Genomic DNA, 20538 nt, shown 5'->3' with positions numbered 1-20538 from the left:
CTACGAATCCTCTTTCTTATCGAATTGTTACATCGATATAACTCTTTCTTAATTGTCCACAGGCCCCATCAATATCCCGGCCCATTTCTCTTCTAATAGTAACATTAATTTGGTATTTTTCAAGTTTATTTTGAAAATTCTCGATAACTTTTTTATCCGAACGCACGTAACTACGCTCTTTTATGGGATTTACAGGTATGAGATTTACGTGGCAGTTCAGGCCTTTTATAAGCTGGGCCAGACGCCTTGCATCCTCCTGGGAATCGTTTTCCCCGCCTACCAGGGCATACTCAAATGTAATGCGCCGTCCTGTTTTTTCATAGTAATTCCTGCAGGCATCCAGGACCTGTGTGATGGTATATTTTTTGGCGATGGGCATAAGCGCTTCCCGCTTCTCCTGGCTGGATGCATGGAGGGATAAAGCCAATGTGATCTGCAGCTTTTCCTCCGCCAGCGCTTCCATCTTCGGAACAATTCCGCAAGTGGAAACCGTAAGGTTCCTCTGGCTGATATGAAGCCCATTTTCATCGCTTATCATATGTATAAAGCGAAGCAGGGTATCATAATTGTCAAGCGGTTCACCGGTTCCCATGACCACCACATTGGATACCCTCTCCCCACTGTTTTTCTGTATACGGTATATCTGTTCCAGCATCTCCGCAGGGGTAAGATTCCTGTTCCATCCGCCTATGGTGGATGCACAGAATCTGCATCCCATTTTACAACCCACCTGGGAGGAAATACACACACTGTTCCCATGCTTATAGCGCATGAGCACACTCTCCACCACATTGCCGTCATGGAGGGCAAAAAGGTATTTCTGTGTACCGTCTATTTGGGAAGTCTGTACCTCCAGGGCAGTGAGCGTAGTGAGGATACAGGATCCTCTTAATTTCTCACGGAACGTTTTGGGAAGGTTTGTCATCTCCTCATAGCTCTCCGCCAGCTTCACGTGCATCCACTCATAGAGCTGTTTTGCCCGGAAGGGCTTCTCCCCCAGGGCTTCCACAGTCTTTTTTAATTCCTCCAAGGTCTGGGATTTTATATCTGTAAGTTCCATTTTACTCTATCCTTCTAAGCCTTGCCAGGAAAAATCCGTCGCACTTGTGGACCCCCGGCAGAAGCTGTAAATATCCTTGTTTTGTAGTATCGCTTCTCAGTTCCTCACAGAGAAGATCGTCAATACTCTCCAATTTGTATGGGTATTCCCTTGTAAACCAGAGCACGTTTTCCAGATTCTCCTCCCTGCACACCGTGCAGGTACTGTATAAGAGCACGCCCCCGGGTTTTACATAACAAGCTGCCTGCTCCAGGATCTTCCGCTGAAGCTCCACCAGTTCTTCCTGTTTACCCGGTGTGATCTTATACTTGATATCTGTCTTTTTCCCCATGACGCCCAGGCCGGAACAGGGTACATCCGCCAGGACAAGGTCTGCTTTTTCCACAGATTCATGGTCAAATTCTGTGGCGTCACGGACTGTGACGCTGATATTTCCCATGCCCATGCGTTCTACATTTTCACGGATCAGATCTGTTTTCTTCTCGCTTACATCCCTGGAATCCACCAGTCCGGTTCCCTGCATTTTGTCTGCCACACAGATGGTCTTTCCTCCCGGCGCTGCACACAGGTCAATGACATAGCTGCCTTTCCCGGGCGCAGCCGCTTCCCCCGCAAGCATGGAACTTACATCCTGTACCTGCATATTTCCCATGCGGAATGCAGTGAGTGCAGGCAGATAATCATAACCGCTAAGATAATAGGCATTGTCCACATATGGTGCCTTTTCCACCTTCACGCCCTCTTTTATCAGGCTCTGTATCACCTGCTCTCTGTCTGTGAGATACTCTTTGATACGGACTGTCACAGGGCGCTCTTCTATGAATGCCTGAAGCATTTTTTCTGTATTTTCAAACCCGAATTGGTCCATAAAACGGACCACCAGCCATACAGGCATGGAATATGTGACGGAAAGGTACTCCACTTTATGCTCTTTGCCGGGAAAGGGAATCTTTTTATGATCCCTTGCGATCCCTCTCAGAACTCCGTTCACAAATCCTGTCAGATTGTAAAATCCTTTTTTTCTGGCAAGCTTAACTGCCTCATTGCAGACTGCGCTGTCCGGCACATTATCCATATAGATAAGCTGGTAGACACTGCTGCGCAGCAGCTCCCGAATCAACGGCTTCATCTTCTCCACCTTCACTTTTGAGAAGTAATTGATAATATAGTCAATCCGTATCCGGTTCTCCTGGGTCCCTTCGCAAACTCTGGTGATGAATGCCCGCTCTGTTTTCTCCAGATATTGGTATTTGTCCAGCGTACCGCGGATGGCAATGTGGCTGTACTGCCCCTCTTTGTTTATTTCCAATAGTATTCCTAATATTAACTCCCTTATATTCACTCTGCCTGTCATTTGTTTTCCTCTTTACTCCCCAAGGATCCATCCTTTATCTACTGTATATCCCCGCAGAAAGGCTGCGGTGTCTATTCTTTTCTTTCCTTCCAGCTGCAGTTCCCGTATTAACAGAAGATCCTTCCCTGTTTTTACCAGGATCCCTTCTTTTCCGGCCTCCAGGATCTCTCCCGGAACACCGTCACCGTCCCCACAGACCACATCTGCCACCCACAGCTTCAGGTTCTTACCATTTATGGACGTGTATGCGCTGGGCCATGGATCCAATCCCCGGATAAGCTGCTCAATCTCTTTTGCGGAGCGCCCCCAGTTAATTTTACCCATTTTTTTGTCAATCATGGATGCATAGGCTGTGGTGCTGCTTTCCGGCTGTTTTTCAAACACAGCCGTACCGTTTTCCAGCTTTTCCAGAGCCTTTACACAAAGCTTAGCTCCTGCCTTGCTCAGTTTGTCAAACAGGCTTCCGCCGGTCTCTTTTTCATCCAGCTTAACAACCACTTTCTCTATCATATCCCCTGTGTCCAGGCCTTCGTTCATGCGCATGATCGTGACGCCTGTTTCTCTGTCGCCGTTGATGACAGCCCATTGGATCGGTGCTGCCCCCCTATAGGCAGGGAGCAGAGACGCATGGACGTTGATGCATCCATACCTGGGCATCTCCAGGATCTCTTTTGAGATGATCTGCCCAAAAGCCGCCACCACGATCACATCCGGTGCAATGGCACGGAGATTATCCACAAATTCCGGTTCCCGCACTTTTTTCGGCTGATACACCGGAATCCGGTGTGCAAGCGCTGCCTCCTTCACAGGTGTCATGGTCAGACTTTTTCCCCTGCCTTTTGGTTTATCCGGCTGTGTCACCACAGCTGCCACCTGATGACCGGCCTCAATCAAGGATTCAAGCGTACCCACGGCAAAATCCGGGGTTCCCATAAAGACTACTCTCATTCTTCGTCCTCCTCGTAATTGTTCCGGCGAAGCTCACCTTCCACCAGTTCCGTATACATTTTTCCCTGGAGATGATCTGTCTCGTGGCAGATCGCCCTTGCCAGCAGCTCGGTTCCCTCCAGCTCATATTCTTCCATATTCTCATTAAGGGCCTTTACCTTCACATAATTCGGACGTGTCACAGTACCTGACATTCCCGGAAGGCTCAGACAGCCCTCATCTCCGGTCTGGGAACCGGATGTCTCAAGGATCTCAGGATTGATCAGCACATGAGGGTCCTCCCCTGTGGTGTCGATCACCACGATCTGTTTCAACACGCCGACCTGGGGAGCCGCCAGACCCACCCCGTAAGCATCATACATGGTCTCAAACATATCCTCTATGAGTTCTCTCAGTTTCGGTGTCATAGCCTCCACTTTTCTGCATTTTTTTGTTAAGATACTGTCGCCTTGTGTTCTGATATTTCTCAGTGCCATATTTCTTTTTTCTCCTTTTTATATATTAAAATCAAACTGGATAAACATTTTATCAAATCCTTTATTTACCGCAATATACCGCTCCAGACAGTCTTTGATCTGCACCAGGGTCCTGCGGTTTTGATGTCTCATATAAATCACCATTTTATACATATCCTGGACCTTTGCCACACTCTCAGGCGCGGGCCCGATGAGGATCAGATCTTCTCCCGGATATATCTTCTCTATATATTTTTTACAATAAGAGAGCCCCTGATACAAAAGATTTTCATCCGCGCAGGCTCCCCGCACAGCTGCCATAGCTCTTGCGGGAGGGTATCCCATAAGCATCCGGTAGGCGATCTCCTCCTTGTAAAATCCGGGATAATCCTGCTCTGCGGATGCCCTGATGCTGTAATGTTCCGGCTGGTAGGTCTGTATGACCGCCTCCCCAGGCTTTTTTCCTCTTCCCGCACGGCCTACAGCCTGGGTCAATATCTGGAAGGTTCTCTCCCCTGCCCGGAAATCCTCCCCGTTCAGGGAAAGGTCAGCTGCCAGGACTCCAACCAGTGTCACATCCGGAAAATCGTGGCCTTTTATGATCATCTGGGTACCCACCAGCACATCCGCCTCTTTCCTTGCAAAAGCGGCCAGGATTTTCTCATGGTCATCCTTCTTTCTTGTAGTGTCCGCATCCATCCTTAACACCCTGGCCTGTGGAAACAGACGGTACACCATCTCCTCAATCTGCTGGGTTCCCGCTTTGAATCCTCCGATAAAGGGAGAACCGCAGGAGGGACACTTCTGCACATCCGGGATGGTATATCCGCAGTAGTGACAGATTAACTTTCCGTTTCTGTGGGAGGTCAGCGAGACATCGCAGTGGGGACATTTCATCACATGCCCGCAGGAACGGCAGCTTACAAAGCCAGTATATCCCCTGCGGTTTAAAAACAAAATAACCTGTTCCCTTTTCTCAAGCCTGTCTTTGATCTTTTCCTGAAGAAGCGTGCTGAAGATAGAACGGTTTCCTGCCTTCAGCTCCTCTTTCAAATCCACGGTGTACACTTTGGGAAGCGCTCGGTTCTCATATCTGCGCTCCAGAGTCAAAAGCTGATAGGAACCGTTCATCCCCTTTTCATAGCTTTCCAGGGACGGTGTGGCCGAACCCATGACAATGCGGGCATTCTCCACCTGTCCCCTCCTGACCGCCACCTCCCTGGCGTGATAACAGGGGGTTTTCTCACTTTTATAGGAAGACTCATGTTCCTCGTCAATAACGATCAGTCCCAGGTTGGGAAAAGGGGTAAATAAGGCCGAGCGGGGTCCCACAACAATGGAGATCTCACCTTTTCTGGTCAGCTCAAACTGGTCAAAACGCTCTCCTGCAGAAAGACGGGAATGCATGAAGGAGACACCCTGGCCGAACCTCTGACTGAAGCGCTCCACAGTCTGATAGGTAAGGGCAATCTCCGGTATGAGGACAATGACCTGTCTGCCTTTTGCAAGGACTGTCTCGATCAGTTCCATGTAAACTTCTGTCTTACCGCTGCCTGTGACGCCGTAGAGCAGTGTGGGCCGGGGGGTGTCTTTGTTCCATTCTTCCAGGATTTTTTTTACAGCTTCCTGCTGGCAGGTATTCAGCTCTTTTTTTATACGCTCCCGCTGTCCTGTATGCACAGGATTTCTCCACACCCGTTCACTCTCCACAAGGATCATTCCCTTTTCTTCCAGGCCGTGGATCACAGACGGGGCTGCTTTCCACACATTGACCGCCTGCTCATAGGGCATGGGACTCTGTTCCAGAATGCCTCTCATAAGACGGGCTTTGGCCTTAAAGTGTTTCTGCTCGCACGCCTCGAGAAACTGCTGCGCATTTTCTTTGGAGGCTTTTAAAACAAGGAATCTTTTCTCCTGTTTTTTCTTTTTTTCTTTTACCGGAAGCACTGTTTTCAGGGCCTGGTTCATGGTGGAACCATAGTTTTTTGCGATCCATGCTGCCAGGGAGATCAGCCGGGATTCTATGGGAATGCCCTGGCTTTCAGGCCCAAGGATCTGTTTCATCCTGGCAGCCTCCACCTTTGGCTGTCCCGTAATATCAATCACGTAGCCTGTAATCTCCCTGCTGCCGTTTCCAAAAGGGACTCTCACTTTTGTTCCTATCTGAATGTGGTCCTGCAGATGCTCTGGAATCTCATACTGGAACGTCCGATCCAGCTTTTCCTGGGAGATATCCACTATAATATCTGCATATAATCTGCTCATTTATCCACTCCGTATTCCGGCCGGCCCTATAAGGGCTGCTCAGCCAGGATCTCCCTGATCAAATCCCTCTCATCCATGGGATATTTCTTTCCTTTGATTTCCTGGTAATCCTCGTGTCCTTTGCCGGCAAGCACGATAATGTCCCCCGGCTGTCCGTGATGAATGGCATAGGCAATGGCCTCTTTTCTGTCTGCGATCTCCACGTACTCACCCTCTGTCCTGCCGATCCCGATCTTAATATCATCTATGATCGCCTGTGGTTCTTCATTCCTTGGGTTATCTGAGGTTATGATGGTCAGATCAGCCAGACGTCCCGATACCTCCCCCATCTCATAACGGCGGAGCTTGGAGCGGTTCCCCCCGCATCCAAACAGACATACAAGACGTGTGGGCCGGTACTCCCGCAGGGTGGTCAAAAGGCTCTCCAGACTCATGGCATTGTGGGCGTAATCAATCATAAGGGTAAACGCATCGGAGACTTTTACCATCTCGATCCTGCCTTTTACCTTGGCAGCTTTCAGTGCCTTTTGGATATTCTCTACACTGACTCCAAAATGGCGGCAGATGGCAATCGCGGTAAGGGAATTATAAACACTGAATTTGCCGGGAAGGTCGATCTCCACCGGAAAATCCATAAGACCTTCCGCCTGATAGGCGATTCCCAGGGTTCCTTTTCCTGTGACGAGATGCAGATCTTTCGCACGCAGGTCCGCCTTTTCACTGAATCCAAAGGTTTCCAGTTCACAGGTATGACCCTCCAGCACGTTTTCCAAATGCTCATCATCCGCGTTCACGATACCCACCCTGCACTGTTTGAACAACATTCCTTTACAATGGATATAGTCATCGAAATCTTTGTGTTCATTAGGACCGATATGGTCCGGCTCAATATTGGTAAAAATGCCCAGATCAAAAAGAAAACCTGCCGTTCTGTGGAGCATCAGACCCTGGGAGGAAACCTCCATGACCACGCTGTCACATCCGGCCTCCACCATCTGGGCAAAGTATTGCTGCACGATGTAGGATTCCGGAGTTGTGTTGGCTGCCGGTATGACTTTATCGCCGATGATGGCCTCAATGGTTCCGATTAATCCCACTTTGTGCCCCGCATTTTCCAGGATGGATTTTACAAGGTAGGTGGTAGTGGTCTTTCCTTTTGTGCCTGTGATACCGATCACTTTCATCTTCTCTGCCGGATGGCCAAACCATGCTGCGGAGATGCAGGCCATGGCGTACCGGCTGTCCGGTACTTTGATCACAGTCACCTGTTCCGGGACTGTCACATCATCCTGTACTACCAGGACGGAGGTACCTTTTTCTACAACCTCCTGTGCGTATTTGTGGCCGTCAGATACAGCGCCTTTGATGCAAATAAAAAGAGAGTCCTTTTCCGCTTTCCGGGAATCAAAGACTACACTCCTCACGTCTGTGTCCAGGCTGCCCTGTTCACATTTATATTCAAGGTTTTTTAAAAGTTCCGTCAGTCTCATTCTCAATCTGTCCCCTTTCATAATTGTTCGATCAGATCTGCGCATTTCCTGCGCTTATCATGCATAAAAGCAGCTACAACAGGTATCTGCCCCTTTCATGAAATCCGGAAGCGGGGTTTTGCTGCCGCCGGGACCGGTTGGGTTTCCCGGGGATTCCGGGGTGCCCTTTGGAATATAGAATAACATAGGGGTTGGGAGGGTGGCAAGGGTTTTGTGGGAAAAGAGGGGATTAGGGGGGTGGGGGAGGGTGTTGGCGGGAGGAACGGTATGAGGGGCAGGGCGTGTATCTTTGTGGCCGCTCGACGTTCCAGAACCTGTGAGCTAACCAATAACTGCGGCTAAGACGTTCGCCCAGTGGGGCTCACGCCTAAGTCTCCGTAATTGGTGGATCTCACAGAACCTTCCACTTAACCTCGCTGCCACAAAGATACACGCCCCACCCCTCATACCTGGTTTTCTCTGGCGGAAGAATAGTCTGCATTTTGGGCAGTTGGAAAAGAAAAGAACTAAAGCTGGGATTCTCGTAGATGACAGCATGCAGGCGTACTTCCGGCGGTTGGAAAAGAAAAGAACTAAAGCTGGGATTCCCGTAGATGACAGCATGCAGGCGTACTTCCGGCGGTTGGAAAAGAAAAGAACTAAAGCTGGGATTCTCGGGACAGCCGCAAGTTGGAGATGGGGCGGTTCGGGAATGTTGGGGCTTTAGTTCTTTTGTATTAGGGTATGCTGTGACAAGGGGCAAAGTACCTGATTCTTGTCACAGGCTGCTGCATGGGTTATCCGTATCAGCAGGACATCGGGCAGATGTTGTGTCTATTCTATGATGGTGCCTGTTTTGCCCAGGTAGGCGGCTTTGGCTTTGTCAATGGAGGTAATGATGGCTTTGCGGCCTTTTTTCTTTTCTATGAAGCTTACGGAGGCTTCTATTTTGGGGCGCATGGTGGAGGGTTCGAACTGGTCCTCTTCCATGTATTGTCTGGCCTGGGCCGGGGTTATGTGGTCCAGGTATTGCTCTGTGTCGGATTTGTAGTTTATGGATACTTTTTCTACGCTGGTGAGGATGAGGAGTTCGTCTGCATCCAGCATCTCTGCCAGTTTTCCGCTTATGAGGTCTTTTTCGATTACCGCGCTGGCTCCGTGAAGCTCCTCCCCCTGCTCCAGGACAGGGATTCCGCCGCCGCCGCAGGCAATGACGATCTGGCCTGCATCGGCCAAGGCACGGATGGCGTCAATCTCCACAATGTCCTGTGGCTTTGGTGCAGCTACGATCCTGCGGTAACCGTTTTCTGTCTTTGTCACGTAGTTTCCTTTTTTCTCCTCGGCCTCTGCTTCCTCCTCGGTCAGAGTCCTTCCGATCACTTTGACCGGCTCGTGGAAAGCGTCATCGTATGGGTCGACTGTGACCTGTGTGAGGATTGTGCTCACCGGTTTGTAAATGCCGCGTCTTAAAAGTTCAGCCCGGATGGCGTTCTGCACATCGTAACCGATGTAGCCCTGGCTCATTGCTGCACATACAGACATGGGGACTGCAGTGTAGTCCGGATGCACTTTTCCAAATTCGTTCATTGCTGTATGGATCATCCCTACTTGGGGCGCGTTGCTGTGTGTGATGATCACATCGGCACCTGCTTCCACCAGGTCGGCGATTATTTTTGCTGTTCTTTTTGTTGCATTTTTCTGTTCAGGCAATGTGGTACCTAATGCTCTGTGTCCCAATGCCACTACTACTCTCTTTTTTGTCATATAAAGTACCCCTTTTCAACGGTATAATAATTTAGTAACTGCGAAGATAATGAAGAGTTACGATGATTATTATTATAACAGGGCGCTGAAAAAAAGCAACCGTGGAAAAAGAAAAAACCCGATACTCGCGTACCGGGCTTTTTCAACTTGAGGGGGGAGATAGTGAGTGGTTTATCAACTATCCAAGACCTATTATAGGGAAGAAATGTGATGAAACTATGACGATTTTCTAAAATAAAACGAAAATCTCTAAAGAAAATTTAAATAATAGAGGCCACGCTTTGCGAGGTTTCTATTATCGTGAATGAATTTAGAAATAATCAGTTTTTGCCATGGTGTTTCTTTCTGAAAATCCTGTTGATGGTCTTCTGTGGTATCTCGAATACAAACACGATCCCCAGCACCATGGCTAATGCTATCCCAAGGGTCTGCCTTCCGTAATACAGGCTCTGTGCGCTTTCCTGCATCAGGGTATAGTAAAGGGTACGGTATATTCCGATGCCCGGCACAAGAGGAAAAATGCCGGCGATCAGGAACAATGTGACCGGACATTTTCTTATGGTGCTCCCAATACGTGAGGCTGTCACGATAAATACCGTGGCTATAAAGCTTCCCGTCACTGCACTCATATGGAAAGGATTGGTACAGATCCAGCAGATCAGCCATCCGAAACCGCCTATGGTACCGCACAGGGGATACTGTTCCCTGGGTACGGAAAACAGTACGGAAAAAGCCACCGTTCCCAAAAACGCAGCAACAAACTGCGCTGCACCTTGTATCACTATCATAAGAGAATCCCCCCTGTCACTTTATAGTAAAGCATATACATAAGCCCCACGCCAAGGGCAATGCCCAGGGCTACCAGAAGGGTATCCAGCATCCTGACACCGCCCCCTATATAATCTCCGTCCGCAAAATCCCGGATGGAATTTACAAAAGAGACGCCGGGTACCAGAGGCATAATGGAGCCAACCAGTATACTTCCGTAATTTTCCCCCACTCCCAGCCTGTAGAAAACCACAGCTAAAAATGACCCCCAGAATCCTCCCAATAAATTTAATACAATCTTTGACGTTTTCTTCTCTCTTTTTTCCAGCGCAACTAATAATACATACAGCAAAAAGCCTGACAGGAAAGCGGCCGCCGCATCCCAGATGCCGCCTCCCAAAACATAGCAGAAACTGGCAGACCCTACACCGGATGCCAAAATCCTGGTAAAATCTCTTTTGCCGGGCATTTGCTTAATGGCCTCCAGTTGTTCCCATGCCTCCTCCACCGTGTATCTTCCCTCCACGATCTCTCTGGAAAGCTGGTTTACGGCTGACACCCGGTTAAGCCTGGCTGAATTGATCGGGATATGCTTAACCTGGGCATAAATGTCCTGCCCCTTGCTCTCGGCTGTCAAAAAGATCCCTGTACTCATGACAAATGTACTGCTTTTTTCTATTCCATAGGCTTTGGCTATTCTCTGTATAGTCTCCTCCGCGCGGAAGATCTCTGCTCCGGCATCCAGCAAGGTCTTGCCAGCCTCCATTGCCAAATCCAGAATCTGTTTATCTCTGCTCTCCATAAATGCACTCCATTTTTGCTTGCCGCAGAATGTTATTCCCGCTGCTTGTTGTTTTCATTTTTCCCCGCTCTTGGAACTGTATTCCTCCATGATCCTAAAAGACAGCAGCAGATACAGTCTCTCCTCCGGGTCCTCCAGATTCAAATGTATCAGTTCCCGAATCCGCTCCATTCTGTTTATAAAAGAACTGCGGTGTATATACAGCGCCTTTGCGGATGCTACTGCATTGTACTGCAGACGTACATACGTGAAAAGTGTTTTATAATAGGAAGTTTCATTTTCCCTGTCATACCGGTACAAGGTGAGCAGTTCCCTGCTGCAGAGCTGTTCCGGCAAAAAATTTCCCACACCGTATTTTAACAGAAAATCTAACGCATAATCATCAAATTTATGATAACAGTATGTAAAATTTTTCCTAAGTCCCATCTCCATGGCAAATTCGGCCTGCCGGTAAGCGCTGCGGATACAGGAGATATCTGTAAACTCCCGGCTGCACCCGGCTGCCAGCACACTTTCCCGGAGAAAATACACCATTTCCTTGTGGAACTCCAAATCTGTGGATTTTGAGAACATATTCCGGTTAAACAGCATGGCAATATCCCCGTCATGTGTTACACAGTATGCTCCGGGCCACATCCGTTCCATCTGCGAGCAGAGATATCTCATATTATATGCTTTTCCTTTTTGGAGAATGTTCTCGCGGATAGTAAGCATATAATAAATGTCACCCGGCAGATTTTTATTTGCCCATAATAACCGCAGAAGTTCTCCCTCGTCCGCCCCATCCGTCTCCAGACACTTTTTCAACATGTGATGCAGGTCCGCCAGACGCTGGGGGCCCAGTTCAAAACCTCCGCATTGGTCATAAAGCTGTTCCACATACCTGGCAAGATGGTTGAAGACCGCTTTCTCATATTCGGTCTTCGCGTCCTCCTGTCCCTCCTGGATCAGCAGGGACAAACGGCCCGCATATCTCCCTTCATGATAAATGTTTTTGTAGATCACCACTTCCCCTGCGGTATAGACAAACGCCTCTTTTCGTTCTTCCAGCTCCTTGAACCCGGGCATACTGGTCAGATCGTTTACATCCTCCAGGGGAAGCTGATTCATATCGTCCACAAATTTCCCGCAGATCCCCTCATCGCTTGAGTAGGCAATGTATTTAAAGTCCCCGTCCATCAGTGCAGCAGGCTCCGGCAGAACCATCTGACAGCAGTCTAAAATCTCCTGAAATCCAATATTTCCGTTTACAATCCCGGTTAGTTTTCCCTCCCAATTGTCAAAAACATCAAATATTTCTGTCAGTACGTTAAAAAGGGTCTTCTCTGAAATCCCCTCCTCCAGAAAAATCACATCGTTATTTCCCTTGTCCCAGGCATTGACCCGGGAGCCAATACACAGGATGACACAGCCGCTCAAATAATTGACACAGTGTAGTATATTCTCCTTATCTGCAATGACAGCTCTCCCCTCTGTATGGACAGATGTCTCATAAAAAACAGGGCGTCCCACAAAATACTGTTGTGAATATTGTGCATGATTTATTTCAAAGTGTTTTGCCAGCTGGTAATATATCATAATACTGTTCAGTCTCATTTCCCATTCTCCTTTTTTCAACCCATCATACACATTGTACACCATCCGACAAAAAAAGCAATCAGATTCATGGATTTACACAGAGCAGTTTCCAGGCTAATATTAAGACAGAGCAACTTAACTCTACCTGCCGGCCTCCCAGGCTTCGTGCCGGCAGGCTCCATGCAAAAGCAATACAGACACTCTTGTGAAAGGAGTGGATCCCAATGAAAAAATCAGATTTTAAATACCCTCATCTGTTTGCCCCCATTCAGCTTGGCAATGTACTTTTCCGTAACCGAATCTTCGCCTCCCCGACCGGTTACCAAAACCTGAATGGCGACGGCTATCTAAACGACGGCGCTGCGGCCTACTATGGCAGAAAAGCCATGGGAGGCGCTGCCAGCGTTGCCACCTTCGAGGGAATTGTTGACGGGGAGCTTGGAAGAGGCGGAGCTACACATATTGCGCTTGATACGCCCAATATAGACCGGGGAATTTCCAGAATTGCCTATGGCATCAGCCAGTACGGCGCTGTACCAACTCTGGAATTACAGCACACCGGCATGTTTGCCAACCGCGATCTGTCCTTTTTCGGAGCAGAGGCCAAAGGTATTGCCTATGGCCCGGTGGAATGCCAATGTGCAGGCAGGAAAATCCGCCCTATGACAGAGGAGATCATTGAACGCACCATCCAAAAATACATAGACGCAGCACTCCTTGCAAAGAAATGCGGTTTCGGCATGGTTCTGGTACATGCAGGACACGGATGGATGCTGCACCAGTTCCTGTCCCCCATTACCAACACCAGAACAGACAAATGGGGCGGACCGGAAATCGAAAACAGAAGCAGACTTCTGCTCTCCATCGTGGACGGCATTCACAAAGCCTGCGGGGCAGGTTTCCCCGTGGAGGTCCGCATCAGCGGTTCCGAATGCTATGATGGAGGCTATGACATAGAAAATGGCATTGCCATTGCCAAACAACTTGACGGACACGCGGATCTGATCCATGTCTCCGCCGGCAATCATGAGGTGGAGGAAGTTTTTGCCGTCACCCATCCAAGTATGTTTCTGGAGGACGGATGCAATGTGCATCTGGCTGCAGAGATCAAAAAACACGTAAACACCCCGGTAGCCACCATTGGCGCTCTCTCAGACCCTGGGCTTATGGAAGATATCCTTGCCTCAGGAAAAGCCGATGTTGTGGAACTGGGCAGAGAATTGCTGGCGGACCCGGATTTCCCAAATAAGATCCGCGCGGGACACGAGGACAAAGCGAGAAAATGTATGCGCTGTCTCTCCTGTTTTTCCAGCGAGCTGACCAACGGTGAACCCTACTGTGCCATCAATCCGGAATCCGGCCGTGAACTGGAGCTTCGCCATGCGCCCACTTGTGCGCAGGTAAAGAAAAAGGTTCTGGTAGTCGGCGGAGGCGTGGGCGGCATGCAGGCAGCTCTAACATGTTCCAAAATGGGACATCACGTTATTCTCTGTGAAAAAAATGAGCGGCTGGGCGGTGTACTTCGCTGTGAAGAAAACGTCGCCTTTAAGAAAAACCTGGATTACTATTTAAACCAGCAGGCGAAATGTGTTGAGGAAGATGATAATATAGAACTTCGCCTGCAGACGAAAGTGACGCCAGAATATGCGGAGGACTTAAACGCGGACGTCATCATCGCAGCCCTGGGTGCACAAGCAGCCCGGCCGCAGGTACCAGGTATAGACAGAAAAGAAGTATTTTCTGCCCAGGAGGCCTACCCTCTGGCAGAAAAGCTGGGTCCCGGAGTGATCATTCTGGGAGCCGGCCTGGTAGGAATCGAACTTGGACTGCATCTCATCCGCTATGGGAAGGATGTTACCATCCTGGAGATGACAGACCACATGAGCGACGGAGGAAATTTCCTCCACATGCTCGGACTACATGCGGAAATCAGAAAGCGCGGACTTAAGATCCTTTTTAATACCCAGGCTGTCCGGATCACGGATACAGGGGTCGCCTGCCATACACCGCAGGGTGACAGATTTTATGAGGCAGACCAGGTTGTCTATGCAGCCGGTCAGAAGCCGCTTCGGGAAGAGACAACTGCTCTTGCCTGCTGCGCACCGGAATTCTACATGCTTGGGGATTGTGTAACCCCGAAAAATATCACGGCAGCTACATCCACTGCCTATATGACAGCCAGAAATATAGGCAGGGATTACTGACATATTGTTTCCCATTTCTCTATTGTCTGTAAAATAGCTTACCCCTGTTTTACAGACGACAAAAGGGCATTGCAACTGCAATGCCCTTTTATCATGTCTTTATCCATTCCTTATCCCGCTATCGTAAAGTAGAGAAGCACAATGACACCCAGTACGATCCTGTACCATCCAAAGACTTTGAAATCATGCTTCTTAATATATCCCATAAGAAATTTGATCGCCAGAATAGAGACCACGAAGGAAACCACCATTCCCACAACCAGTATCATCAGCTCCGCCCCTGTAAAATGCAGGCCGAACTTGACCAGTTTCAGCAGACTGGCACCGAACATGGTCGGTATTGCCAGGAAAAAAGTATATTCCGCTGCAACCGTTCTGGAGGCCCCCAGAAGGATCCCCCCGATGATGGTAGCTCCTGAACGGGATGTTCCCGGAATCACAGCCAAAAGCTGGAATACGCCGATAAGAAGGGCCATCTTCCAGGAAATCTCAGCAATAGAATTTACTGCCGGGTCCCTTTTCTTGTTGTAATCCTCAATGAGGATAAACAGCACGCCGTACACAATCAGCATGACAGCTACCACGAAATAATTATTGAACTTCTCTTCAATAAAATCATTGAAGGGAAGTGCTATAATGATCGCGGGCAGACAGGACACCACAATCTTAAACCACATGATCATTTTGTCTATCTGCACAAAACGGCAGATAAAACCGGCTGTTTTCTCAATCTTAGTCACGTTATGATGCTTTGGCCTCCTGTTGTGAAATGGCCAGAGGTCTTTAAAATAAAGCACCACCACTGCCATAATGGCGCCCAGCTGGATCACCACCATAAACATTTCCCAGAACTGCTTGCTCACATCCAGTTTTACAAATTCTTCAACCAGAATCAGATGACCGGTGCTGCTGATGGGAAGCCATTCTGTGATGCCCTCCACGATCCCAAGAAAAATAACCTTCAGTAATTCAATAAAATCCATTACACCCTCCCTTATGTAAAAAACTACATGACCATTCCGTCCACTGAATCGTCATGCATATTCGCCCACTAAAATCACTCTGCGATGGGGCGAATGCCAACTGCCACTAATCTCAGACACAGCCAGCGAAATAACTCCTCAGATCTGACTGAACATTTAAGAAACCGCCGCAAAAATAATCATACGGCGGTTGTCTTTCCTTCTGTCACAATATGTAACTATTCAGTAGGTCTGCGCATTCACTGCGCTGACCGTAAGAAAGTGTACCACGGCCAAGGAAAAATCCCATCGCCAAAGGCGATTTTGCATGGATTTTTGCCTGTAGCTGTGAGGGCACTGAACAGTTACCACAATATTATATTATAACGCTGCAATATCTATCAGTTCCAATTTCTGTATATCTGTATTCTCCAGGCTGGTCACAAGCGCCTCTGCCGTATCCAGTGCTGTCAGCACATTGACGCCAGTCTCAATGGCATTGCGCCGGATGATAAATCCGTCTTTTGCTTTTTCCACACCCTGTGACGGTGTATCAATGACAAGATCGATCTTATGTCCCAGGATCAAATCCATCAGGTTTGGGGATGCCTGCTCAATTTTATTTGTGCGGACAGCCTTCACGCCGTTCTCACTCAGAACCTTAGCTGTGCTTCTGGTTGCGTAGATACGGTATCCGAGTGCCTCAAAACGCCGGGCAATGGGTACAATATCCTGCTTATCCTCATCCCTGACTGTAATGATCATGTTCTTGTGCTTAGGCAGATTAATGCCGGCACCTAAAAATGCCTTGTAGAGTGCTTCATTGAAGGACTCCGCAATACCCAGACACTCTCCTGTGGACTTCATCTCCGGTCCCAGGCTGATATCAGCCCCGCGGATCTTCTCAAAGGAGAACACAGGCATCTTGATGGCAATATGCTTTGCCTCCGGCTGGAGACCCGGTTCATATCCCAGTTCTCTTAATTTGTACCCCAGGATCATCTTTGTGGCCAGCGGTACAATGGGAATACCTGTCACTTTGCTGATATACGGCACGGTACGGCTGGAACGGGGATTGACCTCGATGACATATACGTCCTCACCGCACACGATGAACTGAATGTTGATCATACCGATAACATGCAGGGATTTTGCCAGCCTCCTGGTGTACTCCTCGATGGTCTTCTTGGCCGTCTCACTGATCGTGCGTGCCGGATATACGGAAATACTGTCCCCGGAATGGATACCCGCGCGCTCGATATGCTCCATGATCCCGGGTATCAGAATATCCTGCCCGTCGCAGATGGCATCCACCTCAATCTCCTTGCCCTGGAGATACTTATCTACAAGAATGGGGTGTTCCTGAGCAATTCTGTTGATGATGCCAATATACTGGTCCACATCCTCATCATTGATGGCAATCTGCATTCCCTGTCCGCCCAGCACATAGGAGGGACGAACAAGTACGGGATACCCCAGTGTATTCGCCACGCGGATCGCTTCGTCTGCCGTATATACTGTATGCCCCTGAGGTCTGGGAATATGACATTCCTCCAGAATCTTATCAAAAAGCTCACGGTCCTCCGCAGCATCCACGTCCTCAGCGGATGTTCCCAGGATTTTTACCCCCATCTTCATCAGGGCTTCTGTCAGCTTAATGGCGGTCTGGCCGCCAAACTGCACGACAGCACCGTCCGGTTTCTCTATATTTACCACATTCTCCACATCCTCCGGAGTCAGCGGTTCAAAATACAGCTTATCTGCAATGTCAAAGTCTGTACTTACGGTTTCCGGGTTGTTATTGATGATAATGGTCTCATAGCCTTCTTTCTTGAACGCCCATGTACAGTGTACGGAACAGAAGTCAAATTCAATACCCTGACCGATCCGGATGGGACCGGAGCCAAGAACCAGGACCTTTTTCTTCTCTGATTTTCCATCCGCCTCATTTTCCCCGCCGTAGACAGAGTAATAATAGGGTGTGGCAGCCGCGAATTCAGCCGCGCAGGTATCCACCATCTTATAAGCTGCCGTGATTCCCCAGTTATAGCGCAGGTCCCTGATCTCTTCCTCTTTTTTACCGGTAAGGCGTGCGATCACGTTATCCGGGAATTCAATCCTCTTTGCCTCACGGAGCAGTTCCTCGGTAAGCTCCTGTGATGAGAGTGCCTGCTCCATTTCCACAAGAATGGCAATCTTGTCAATGAACCACAGATCGATCTTGGTCACTGCATGGATAATTTCATAGGAAATACCCCTGCGGACAGCCTCTGCAATCCTCCAGATCCTCATATCATCCACAAGCTTCAGATCTTCTGTCAATTCCTCCTCGGAAAGATTTGTGAAATCATAGGACATCAAACTGTCCACATGCTGTTCCAGGGAACGGATGGCCTTCATAAGAGCACCTTCAAAGTTATTGCAAATGCTCATTACCTCACCGGTAGCCTTCATCTGTGTGGTCAGAGTCCTCTTGGCACTGATAAATTTATCGAAAGGCAGACGTGGTATTTTTACAACACAATAGTCCAGCATAGGCTCAAAGCTGGCATAAGTCTTACCTGTGATCGCATTCGGGATCTCATCCAGGGTATAGCCCAGGGCAATCTTGGCTGCCACCTTGGCAATCGGATAGCCTGTAGCTTTGGATGCCAGGGCTGAGGAACGGGATACACGGGGATTTACCTCAATGACACAGTATTCAAAGCTGTCCGGATTCAGGGCATACTGTACATTACAACCGCCGGTGATCCCCAGCTCTGTGATAATGTTTAATGCAGAAGTCCGCAGCATCTGGTATTCCTTATCCCCCAGTGTCTGGGAAGGAGCCACAACGATACTGTCTCCCGTATGCACGCCCACAGGGTCAATATTCTCCATATTACATACTGTGATGCAGTTGCCTGCGCCGTCGCGCATAACCTCGTATTCAACCTCTTTCCATCCTGCAATACAGCGCTCCACCAACACCTCACCTACACGGGAGAGACGAAGGCCGTTTTCCAGGATTTCCACAAGCTGCGCCTCGTCATAAGCTATGCCGCCGCCGCTTCCGCCCAGAGTATAGGCCGGACGCAGAACCACCGGGTATCCGATTTCATTTGTAAAGGCAATACCATCCTTCACGGTCTTAACAACCAGGGAAGCAGCGACCGGCTCACCGATCTTTTCCATGGTATCCTTAAATTCCTGGCGGTCTTCAGCTTTTTTGATGGTCTCCGATGTGGTTCCGATCAGGCGCACATTCTGTTCTTTTAAGAAACCTCTCTCCTCCAGCTCCATAGCCAGATTCAGTCCGGCCTGGCCGCCCAGGGTAGGCAGAACACTGTCCGGTTTTTCTTTGAGGATAAGCTGTTCCACTACCTCCACAGTCAGAGGTTCGATATAAACTTTGTCCGCAATATCCTTATCGGTCATAATGGTAGCCGGATTGGAATTCAGAAGAACAACCTCTATGCCCTCTTCCTTCAGAGAGCGGCACGCCTGTGTTCCCGCATAATCAAACTCAGCTGCCTGTCCGATAATGATCGGGCCGGAGCCGATCACCAGCACCTTTTTTATATCCTGAATTTTCGGCATTATTCGCTCACCTCCATCATTTTCATAAACCTGTCAAACAAATATCCGGAATCCTGGGGGCCTGGACAAGCCTCCGGATGAAACTGCACGGTAAAAATATTCTTACCCGTATATTTTAATCCCTCGTTTGTTTTGTCATTGACATTCTCGAATGCGGGTACCGCCACCTGAGGGTTCAGAGTGTCCGTATCTACCATATATCCATGGTTCTGTGATGAAATATATACCCTGCCTGTCTCCAGGTCCTTTACGGGGTGATTTCCGCCTCTGTGGCCGTATTTCATCTTCCTGGTATCCGCACCTGTTGCCAGCGCCATAAGCTGATGTCCAAGACAGATCGCAAAGATCGGCACCTGGGAATCATAAAGTTTTTTGATCTCTTCTATAATAGATGTGCACTCCTTCGGATCTCCAGGGCCATTTGAGAGCATAATGCCGTCAGGATCATCTTTAAGGATCTCCTCCGCTTTGGTAAACGCCGGATACACAGTGACCTGGCATCCGCGCTGGTTCAGAGACCGGGCAATATTGTCTTTTGCACCAAAGTCCATGAGAGCCACCTTTGGTCCGCTGCCCTTCAGCACTTTTTTCTCCTCACATGTTACCCGTTCCACGACTCTGCCTGTGGTATATTCTTTTAATTTTGGAAGAACCTCTTCCAGTTTATAATCTGCATTGGTGGTGATCATGCCGTTCATGGTGCCCTTTTCCCTCAGGATTTTAGTAAGGGCTCTGGTATCAATCCCCGCGATTCCGGGAATGTCATATCTTTTCAGGAAATTCTGTATGGTATCTTCACAGCGGAAGTTGCTTGGAATACGGGATATTTCCCTGACAATATAGCCGTCCGGCCATGGTCTTAAAGATTCCTGGTCCTCATGGCAAATGCCATAATTACCGATCAAAGGATATGTCATGCAGACTGCCTGTCCGGCGTAAGAAGGGTCTGTAAGAACTTCAAGATAACCTGTCATCGAGGTGTTAAAGACGATTTCACTGATAATTTCTTTCTTCGACCCTATGCTGGTCCCGGTAAAGACGGTGCCGTCTTCCAGTATTAAAAATGCTTTCATGCTTTCACCTGTCTTCCTTTCTATAGCGCACTGTTAATGGTTCCCCAAATTTTCCCCAAATTGTAAAAAGTGTATCACAACATGTAGTGTTTTTCAACCTTTTTTTCTTGTTTTTTCGCGGTTTTTTCACAGCCTGGATTTAGAAGGTTTTGAAATATCCGGCTGTATGGATCCCGTATGATGGAATGTTTTAATATTTGGGGATGAGAATGTAGATTATGTAGTTAGCATTTCCTTATTATGACGGAAATATGGGA

General features: G+C 48.6%; 14 protein-coding genes. 1 reads left to right on the top strand and 13 read right to left on the bottom strand.

The genetic code is table 11. The features are described 5' to 3' along the window. Window positions 1-16: 16 nt before the first annotated feature. The 10 genes from rlmN to CI595_RS13585 form a co-directional block, all read right to left on the bottom strand. Window positions 17-1060, bottom strand: a complete 1044-nt coding sequence (rlmN, locus tag CI595_RS13635; RefSeq protein WP_095173980.1) for a dual-specificity RNA methyltransferase RlmN — start codon at window positions 1058-1060, stop codon at window positions 17-19. A gap of 1 nt (window position 1061) precedes the next feature. Further along, window positions 1062-2414: a 16S rRNA (cytosine(967)-C(5))-methyltransferase RsmB gene (rsmB, locus tag CI595_RS13630; RefSeq protein ID WP_095173978.1), complete on the bottom strand. Its 1353-nt coding sequence runs from the start codon at window positions 2412-2414 to the stop codon at window positions 1062-1064. 12 nt (window positions 2415-2426) lie between these two features. Then, on the bottom strand, window positions 2427-3362 hold the full coding sequence (fmt, locus tag CI595_RS13625) for a methionyl-tRNA formyltransferase (RefSeq protein ID WP_095173975.1): 936 nt from the start codon (window positions 3360-3362) through the stop codon (window positions 2427-2429). Further along, window positions 3359-3838, bottom strand: coding sequence for a peptide deformylase (gene def, locus CI595_RS13620; RefSeq protein WP_095173973.1), 480 nt, complete (start codon window positions 3836-3838; stop codon window positions 3359-3361). Before def ends, fmt begins: the two co-directional genes overlap by 4 nt. A gap of 18 nt (window positions 3839-3856) precedes the next feature. Further along, on the bottom strand, window positions 3857-6082 hold the full coding sequence (gene priA / locus CI595_RS13615; RefSeq protein ID WP_095173971.1) for a replication restart helicase PriA: 2226 nt from the start codon (window positions 6080-6082) through the stop codon (window positions 3857-3859). A gap of 26 nt (window positions 6083-6108) precedes the next feature. After that, on the bottom strand, window positions 6109-7572 hold the full coding sequence (locus CI595_RS13610; RefSeq protein ID WP_095173969.1) for a UDP-N-acetylmuramoyl-L-alanyl-D-glutamate--2,6-diaminopimelate ligase: 1464 nt from the start codon (window positions 7570-7572) through the stop codon (window positions 6109-6111). Between the two features lie 813 nt (window positions 7573-8385). Next, complete coding sequence (gene arcC, locus CI595_RS13600) at window positions 8386-9315, bottom strand: carbamate kinase (RefSeq protein WP_095173964.1); 930 nt, start codon at window positions 9313-9315, stop codon at window positions 8386-8388. Between the two features lie 320 nt (window positions 9316-9635). Beyond that, window positions 9636-10103, bottom strand: a complete 468-nt coding sequence (locus tag CI595_RS13595) for a threonine/serine exporter family protein (protein WP_095173962.1) — start codon at window positions 10101-10103, stop codon at window positions 9636-9638. Further along, complete coding sequence (locus tag CI595_RS13590) at window positions 10100-10885, bottom strand: threonine/serine exporter family protein (protein ID WP_095173959.1); 786 nt, start codon at window positions 10883-10885, stop codon at window positions 10100-10102. The genes CI595_RS13595 and CI595_RS13590 overlap by 4 nt, the downstream gene beginning before the upstream one ends. A 54-nt stretch (window positions 10886-10939) precedes the next feature. Beyond that, complete coding sequence (locus tag CI595_RS13585) at window positions 10940-12481, bottom strand: helix-turn-helix domain-containing protein (protein WP_158661417.1); 1542 nt, start codon at window positions 12479-12481, stop codon at window positions 10940-10942. Between the two features lie 206 nt (window positions 12482-12687). On the opposite strand from CI595_RS13585, the gene CI595_RS13580 reads away from it, so the two are divergent. Further along, window positions 12688-14667 (top strand): oxidoreductase, encoded by a 1980-nt coding sequence (locus tag CI595_RS13580; RefSeq protein WP_095173955.1) that lies wholly within the window; start codon window positions 12688-12690, stop codon window positions 14665-14667. A gap of 110 nt (window positions 14668-14777) precedes the next feature. Here the strand turns inward: CI595_RS13580 and CI595_RS13575 are convergent, their stop codons facing one another. The 3 genes from CI595_RS13575 to CI595_RS13565 all read right to left on the bottom strand — a co-directional run bounded on the left by CI595_RS13575 (window position 14778) and on the right by CI595_RS13565 (window position 20281). Next, window positions 14778-15650: an undecaprenyl-diphosphate phosphatase gene (locus tag CI595_RS13575; RefSeq protein ID WP_095173953.1), complete on the bottom strand. Its 873-nt coding sequence runs from the start codon at window positions 15648-15650 to the stop codon at window positions 14778-14780. Window positions 15651-16010: 360 nt separating this feature from the next. Beyond that, window positions 16011-19208 carry a carbamoyl-phosphate synthase large subunit gene (carB, locus tag CI595_RS13570; RefSeq protein WP_095173951.1) on the bottom strand — a complete coding sequence of 1066 codons (3198 nt, stop codon included), beginning with the start codon at window positions 19206-19208 and terminating at the stop codon, window positions 16011-16013. Continuing rightward, entirely contained in the window at window positions 19208-20281 is a 1074-nt protein-coding gene (locus CI595_RS13565) for a carbamoyl phosphate synthase small subunit (protein WP_095173949.1), read from the bottom strand. Before CI595_RS13565 ends, carB begins: the two co-directional genes overlap by 1 nt. Window positions 20282-20538: the final 257 nt, after the last annotated feature.

It is taken from the genome of Blautia hominis, assembly GCA_002270465.1.
GTDB lineage: Bacteria > Bacillota > Clostridia > Lachnospirales > Lachnospiraceae > Blautia > Blautia hominis.
The sequence above is the reverse complement of the archived record's forward strand: the minus strand, read 5'-3'. Positions and strand labels throughout refer to the sequence as shown.